General features: G+C 73.7%; 6 protein-coding genes and 1 pseudogene. 2 read left to right on the top strand and 5 right to left on the bottom strand.

From position 1 onward, the window contains the following. From GL263_RS20120 to GL263_RS20105, 4 genes and pseudogenes are all read right to left on the bottom strand, one after another. Positions 1-368: pseudogene (locus GL263_RS20120) on the bottom strand (prolyl oligopeptidase family serine peptidase); the annotation flags it as partial. A 77-nt stretch (positions 369-445) separates the two neighbouring features. Continuing rightward, entirely contained in the window at positions 446-1,837 is a 1,392-nt protein-coding gene (locus GL263_RS20115) for a M20/M25/M40 family metallo-hydrolase (RefSeq protein ID WP_182857134.1), read from the bottom strand. Next, a complete protein-coding gene (locus GL263_RS20110) occupies positions 1,830-2,660 on the bottom strand; it encodes a M55 family metallopeptidase (RefSeq protein WP_182857133.1) in 831 nt (276 codons plus the stop codon). The genes GL263_RS20115 and GL263_RS20110 overlap by 8 nt, the downstream gene beginning before the upstream one ends. A 203-nt stretch (positions 2,661-2,863) precedes the next feature. After that, positions 2,864-3,316: an SRPBCC family protein gene (locus GL263_RS20105; protein WP_182857132.1), complete on the bottom strand. Its 453-nt coding sequence runs from the start codon at positions 3,314-3,316 to the stop codon at positions 2,864-2,866. Between the two features lie 188 nt (positions 3,317-3,504). Between GL263_RS20105 and GL263_RS20100 the strand changes: the two genes are divergently transcribed. Together GL263_RS20100 and GL263_RS20095 are read left to right on the top strand one after the other, a co-directional pair. Then, the gene (locus tag GL263_RS20100) at positions 3,505-4,542 is read left to right on the top strand and encodes an Rv2578c family radical SAM protein (protein WP_182857131.1); all 1,038 of its coding nucleotides are present in this window, start codon (positions 3,505-3,507) and stop codon (positions 4,540-4,542) included. A 21-nt stretch (positions 4,543-4,563) separates the two neighbouring features. Continuing rightward, entirely contained in the window at positions 4,564-5,058 is a 495-nt protein-coding gene (locus tag GL263_RS20095; protein WP_182857130.1) for a GNAT family N-acetyltransferase, read from the top strand. Positions 5,059-5,094: 36 nt separating this feature from the next. Here the strand turns inward: GL263_RS20095 and GL263_RS20090 are convergent. Continuing rightward, positions 5,095-5,647, bottom strand: a 553-nt coding sequence (locus tag GL263_RS20090) for a HEAT repeat domain-containing protein (protein WP_438947982.1), incomplete at its 5' end; no start/stop codon positions are given.

Raw genomic sequence — 5,647 nt, 5'->3', positions numbered from 1 at the left:
GTGAGGGGGCGGGGTGCGCGGCGCTGCTCGGTGCCGTCCGGTTCGAAGGCGTACAGCCGCTGGTCGGCGAAGTGGCAGAAGACGACAAGCGGGCCGCCGTGCTCACGGGGCACGCCGGCGAAGGGCTGGCCGCCGTACTCGGTGAAGCGGCTGCGGACGTCCCAGGGCGGCGGCAGCTCCGAGCGCGCCCGGCCGTCGGGGGTCAGGCGCAGCAGCGCGCGCCGGCCGTCCTCCGCGGGGCGCGGCGCGGTCCACCACAGCTCCTCCCCCACGGCGGTCAGGTATTCCGGCCGGCCGTCGCGCGCGGCGACCAGCGCCGCGTCGATCGGTGAGGGCCAGGTGCCGTACCGGGCGTGGCTGATCGACATGGGCCGTGCTCCCTTCTGGTCGCCTGGCGCCGGTGCCCGGGGCCCCGGGTGTGGTCGGCGCTCCTCCGCGGACGCCCCTACAGGGCGAGCAGGGCCCGGTTCAGGACGCGGACGCCGAAGTGCAGCGCGTCGACCGGTACCCGTTCGTCGACGCCGTGGTACATCGCGCCGTAGTCGAAGCCCGGCGGCAGGCGCAGCGGTGAGAAGCCGTAGCCGCGCACACCCAGCCGCGCGAAGTGCTTGGCGTCGGTGCCGCCCGACATGCAGTAGGGGACGGCGTGCGCGCCGGGGTCGAAGTGTTCGATGGCCTCGCAGAGCACGGCGAAGGTGGCCGAGTCCACCGGGGCCTGGAGCGGGATCTCGCGGTGGTAGTAGTCCCATTCGACGTGCGGCCCGGTGAGGGCGTCGAGGGTGGCGGTGAACTCCGCCTCGCCGCCCGGCAGTACCCGGCCGTCGACAAGCGCGCCGGCCGACCCGGGGATGACGTTGACCTTGCCGCCGGCTTCCAGGGCGGTGGGGTTGGTGCTGTTGCGCACGGTGGGTTCGACAAAGGCCGCGGCGGGGCCGAGCCGGGCGAGCAGGGCGTCGAGGGCGGCGTCGTCGAAGCCGGGGTCGTCGAAGTCGGGCGGGGTGAGGCCGCGGAGTTCGGCGAGGGCGGTCAGGCTCGCCCGTACGGTGTCGGTCAGCCGCAGCGGCCAGCGGTGCTCGGCGATCCGGTGCACGGCGGCGGCGAGGCGGCTGACCGCGTTCTCCCGGTTGACCTTGGAGCCGTGCCCGGCGCGGCCGTGGGCGGTCAGCCGCAGCCAGGCCGTGCCGCGTTCGCCGGCGGCCACCGGGTAGAGCCGCAGGCCGTCCCCGGCGTGCACGGTGAAGCCGCCCGACTCGCTGAGTCCCTCGGTGCAGCCGTCGAAGAGGTCGGCGTGCTGCTGGACAAGGTAGGCGGCGCCGAACTCGGCGCTGTCCTCCTCGTCGGCGGTGAACGCGAGGACGACGTCGCGGCGGGGGCGCACGCCGGTGCGGTTCCAGGCGCGGACGACGGCGAGCAGCATCGCGTCCATGTCCTTCATGTCGATCGCGCCGCGGCCCCAGACGACGCCGTCGCGGACCTCGCCGGAGAACGGGTGGACACTCCAGTCGGCGGGGTCGGCGGGCACCACGTCGAGGTGGCCGTGCAGCAGCAGCGCGTCGGCGGACGGGTCGGTGCCCGGGAGGCGGGCGACGACGTTGGAGCGCCCCCGCGCCTTCTCCAGCAGCACCGGTTCCAGCCCGGCCTCCGCCAGCCGCTCGGCGACGTACTCGGCCGCGGGGCGTTCGTGGCCCCGGCCGGCTCCGCGGTTGGTGGTGTCCAGCCTGATCAGGTCGGAGGTGAACTCGACGACCTCCAGCAGCGCGCGGTCGTCGATGCCCGCCTGGGGCAGCGCCCTGGGCCGCGCGGTGGGGTCCGTCGGGTCGACCAGAGGTTCAGCCATAGGTTTCCTCCACGGCGGCCGAGACGATCGTGGTGACCGCTTTGAAGCAGCGGATGCCCTGGTACATGTCGGGGGCGGTGTAGAGGACCCGGCACTCGCCGGTGCGCCGCACGCCCGGTACCAGGGTGGCGGCTCCGGCGAGGTGTTCGGCGTCGAACTCCAGGGCGATCTCGTGGCTCTCGCTGACCGGTTCGACGCGCCTCGCCAGTGTGGTCGCCGCCGAGGCGGCGGCGTGCACGTCGGCGGCGGTGCGTTCCGGGGTGCGGCAGATCGCGGCGTAGCGGGAGACGTACTCCTTGACCGCGACGGTACGCGCGTGCGGGGCGTAGCCCTTGGCGTCCTCGCAGGTCCGGTCGTCGCCGGTGACCAGGACGACGGGCACCCCGTACTCGGCGGCGACCAGGGCGTTCAGCAGCCCCTCGCTGGCGCGGGTGCCGTCCACCCAGACGCCGGTGACGGAGTTGGCGAGATAGGTGTGGGCGAGCACGCCCTCGGTACCGGCGCCGGTGTGGTAGCCGACGAAGGCGACGCCGTCGACGTCGCCGCGCTGGACGCCCTCGACCATCGACAGGTCCTTGTGGCGGCCCGTCAGCATGCGCACCCGGGGGTCGAGTTCCTCAAGCAGCAGGTTGCGCATGGTCCAGTGCGCCTCGTTCACCAGCACCTCGTCGGCGCCGCCGGCGAGGAAGCCGGTCGCGGCGGCGTTCACGTCACTGGTGAACATCGTCCGGCAGCGCTCCCACCGGGGGGTGCCGGGCAGCACGTCGGCAGGGCAGGTGACGCCGGTGGCACCTTCCATGTCCGCGCTGATGAGGATCTTCATGCACGGCAACGTTACGCGCCGCGCGGTGCCGGGTGAAGTGTTCGGCACCGCGCGGCGCGTAGCCTTCGCGGGGCCGCCGCAACACCACTCGAAACGGTGAACCGACCGGGAAGGCGACACGCGCTTTCTCTTCACGCCGGTCACGTCACGTCACACCCGCGCGCCCGCCGGGCCGGCGAGGCCCGCCGGGCGCGCGGGGCGTCCTACTCCTCGCCCTTCTCCATCTCGGCGGCGAGATTGGCCAGAAGTTCGTCGTGGATGCGGGCCAGGCCCTTGGGGGCGAAGGTCCGCTCGAAGAAGCCGCCGATGCCGCCGGCGCCGTTCCACACGGTGGTGACGACGACCTTGGCGCGGCCGGTACCGGCGGGCGTGACAACCCACGTGGTCACCATCGAGGAGTTGCGGTCCTTCTCCACCAACTGGCCGTCGGTCGGCTCGTCGACCTCGACCAGGCAGTCCCGCACGCGCTTGCTGGTCGCCTGGAGCTTCCAGTGGACCAGGGTGCCCTTTCCGTCGCCGCCCTCCCGCACCTCGTACTCGCTGTAGTGGGCGGGCAGGACCTTGCCGCGGACACCGCTGTAGTCCGCGAGGGCGTCGAAGACATCGTCGGGGTCGGCTGCGATCTCACGCTGCGTCGTGGCCTCGACCTGTGCCATTGGGCTCCTCCTGTGCTGGTCCTCGACCCGCCGTCGCGGGCCGGGCGGGCCCGGACCGGGCCCCACTGGTGTCGGGGTTCATCCCATCACCCGGATGCCGACCGCCCAAATCCGGCTTGACAGCATTCGCTCGAACGCGTGTTCTATTCACCGGGGGCGGGCACGGCGGCACACGAGGAGGCAGGCAGATGCGCTGGGACAACCTGAGGGAGGAAGGGCCGGCCGCCCTGTTCGGCAGCGAGGTGGTCACCCGCACCTTCGACACCCCCGAGTTCCGGGGCGTCACCTTCCACGAGGTGCGCGCCCGCTCGCTGGTCAACCGGGTGCCGGCCGCCTCACGCGTGCCGTTCACCTGGACGGTCAACCCCTACCGCGGCTGCTCACACGCCTGTGTCTACTGCTTCGCCAGGGGCACCCACGGCTACCTCGACCTGGACACCGGCCTCGGCTTCGACACCCAGATCGTGGTGAAGGTCAACGCGCCGGAACTGCTCAGGCGCGAGCTGTCCGCCCCCCGGTGGCGCGGCGAGCACATCGCCATGGGCACCAACGTCGACGTCTACCAGCGCGCGGAGGGCCGCTACCGGTTGATGCCCGGCATCCTCACCACCCTGCGGGACCACGCCAACCCGTACTCGATCCTCACCAAGGGCACGCTGATCCTGCGCGACCTGGAGCTGCTGCGGTCGGCAGCCGCGGTCACCGACGTCGGGGTGTCGGTCTCGGTCGGCTTCCTCGACGAGGAGCTGTGGCGCACGGTGGAGCCGGGAACGCCGGCCCCCGAGCGGCGGCTGGACGTCGTCCGCACGCTCGGCGAACACGGCATCGGCTGCGGCGTGCTGATGGCCCCCGTCATCCCCTTCCTCGGCGACTCACCGGCCCAGCTGCGCGCCACGGTCCGGGCGGTGGCCGCCGCCGGCGCGACGTCGGTGACGCCGCTGACACTCCACCTGCGGCCCGGTGCCCGCGAGTGGTTCATGGCCTGGCTCGGCCGCCACCACCCCGGCCTGGTGCGGCACTACGAAGCGCTGTACGCGGACGGCGCCTACGCGCCGAAGTGGTACCAGCGCCGCGTCACCCGCCAGGTCCACGAACTCGCCGCCGAGTACGGCCTGGCGCCGGCCGCACCAGGAGTCGCCCGCCGGCCGGCCACGGCCGCCGGCGACCTGGCGGCCGCCGAGCGGGCACCGGAGGGCGACGGCCATACTCAGCTGACACTCCTGTGAGGACGTGCCATCCTGCGCCTCATGTCGATCAACATCAGGACGGCCACCGACGCCGACTGGCCGGCGATGTGGCCGTTCATGCGGGACATCGTCAGGGCCGGCGAGACGTACACCTACGACCGCGACATGGACGAGGAGCAGGCCCGCTCGACCTGGTTCCCGCCGCCGCCGGCGCACACGGTCGTCGCCGTCGACGCCTCCGGCGCGGTGGTCGGCACCGCGAAGACGAACCCCAACCACATGGGCGGCGCCTCACACATCGCGAGCGCCAGCTTCATGGTGGACGCCGCCCGGGCGGGCCGGGGCGTGGGCCGCGCGCTGGGCGCGTACGTGATCGCGTGGGCGCGCGGTGAGGGGTACCGCGCGATCCAGTTCAACGCGGTCGTGGAGACCAACACCAGGGCCGTCCAACTGTGGAAGTCCCTCGGTTTCGAGATCATGACCACCCTGCCCGAGGGCTTCCACCACCCCGAGCACGGCTACGTCGGCCTGCACATCATGTACCTGCGGCTGTGACCCTCCCTATGGCCCCTCGCCCGCCGCGCCCGCGCGCTACGGCGGCGGGAGGCGCCGCAGCGCGGCAGTGGCCGCGTCCCGTAGCTGGGGAAAGGCCGCGGCCTCGGTGAGCACCGGTCGCGCCCGGCGGTCGCCCAGCTCCCCCAGGCCGTGCGCACAGGCCCGCGCGAGCCCCCAGTACGGCACCGCGCCCGGTCGTAGCCGCGCCCGCAGCGCCGTGACCAGCGCCGGAACCGACTCGGGGCCGGCCAGCCGGGTCAGCAGCAGCACGGGGTGCAGCGCGTAGGCGGCCCGCAGTTCGTTGGTGGCGAGCGCGGCGGCGGCCCGGCCGGTACGCGGGTCGCCGAGCCGCAGCAGCGCCTCGGCGGCGCACTCCGCCCGGGTCGGCTCGCGGTAGTTCAGCAGGAACACCAGAGTCTCGAAGGCGCGGCGGTCGCCCCCGTCGGCCAACGCGCAGGCGGCGACCTCCCTCGCCCACACCGGCCGGCCCGGCTCGGTCAGCACGCCGGCCAGCTCCGGGTGCCCGGCGGGACCCCTGGCCACGGCCGCCGCCAGCCGCCGGTGCGCGTCGCTGCCCCCGCCGCCCCCG

The organism is Streptomyces durbertensis (assembly GCF_014156695.1).
GTDB lineage: Bacteria > Actinomycetota > Actinomycetes > Streptomycetales > Streptomycetaceae > Streptomyces > Streptomyces durbertensis.
The sequence above is the reverse complement of the archived record's forward strand: the minus strand, read 5'-3'. Positions and strand labels throughout refer to the sequence as shown.

Coding starts and splice junctions, on each gene's coding strand:
- GL263_RS20115 (WP_182857134.1), bottom strand. CDS start 1,837: ATGGCTGAACCTCTGGTCGACCCGACGGACCCCACCGCGCGGCCCAGG.
- GL263_RS20100 (WP_182857131.1), top strand. CDS start 3,505: ATGCGCTGGGACAACCTGAGGGAGGAAGGGCCGGCCGCCCTGTTCGGC.
- GL263_RS20110 (WP_182857133.1), bottom strand. CDS start 2,660: ATGAAGATCCTCATCAGCGCGGACATGGAAGGTGCCACCGGCGTCACC.
- GL263_RS20105 (WP_182857132.1), bottom strand. CDS start 3,316: ATGGCACAGGTCGAGGCCACGACGCAGCGTGAGATCGCAGCCGACCCC.
- GL263_RS20095 (WP_182857130.1), top strand. CDS start 4,564: ATGTCGATCAACATCAGGACGGCCACCGACGCCGACTGGCCGGCGATG.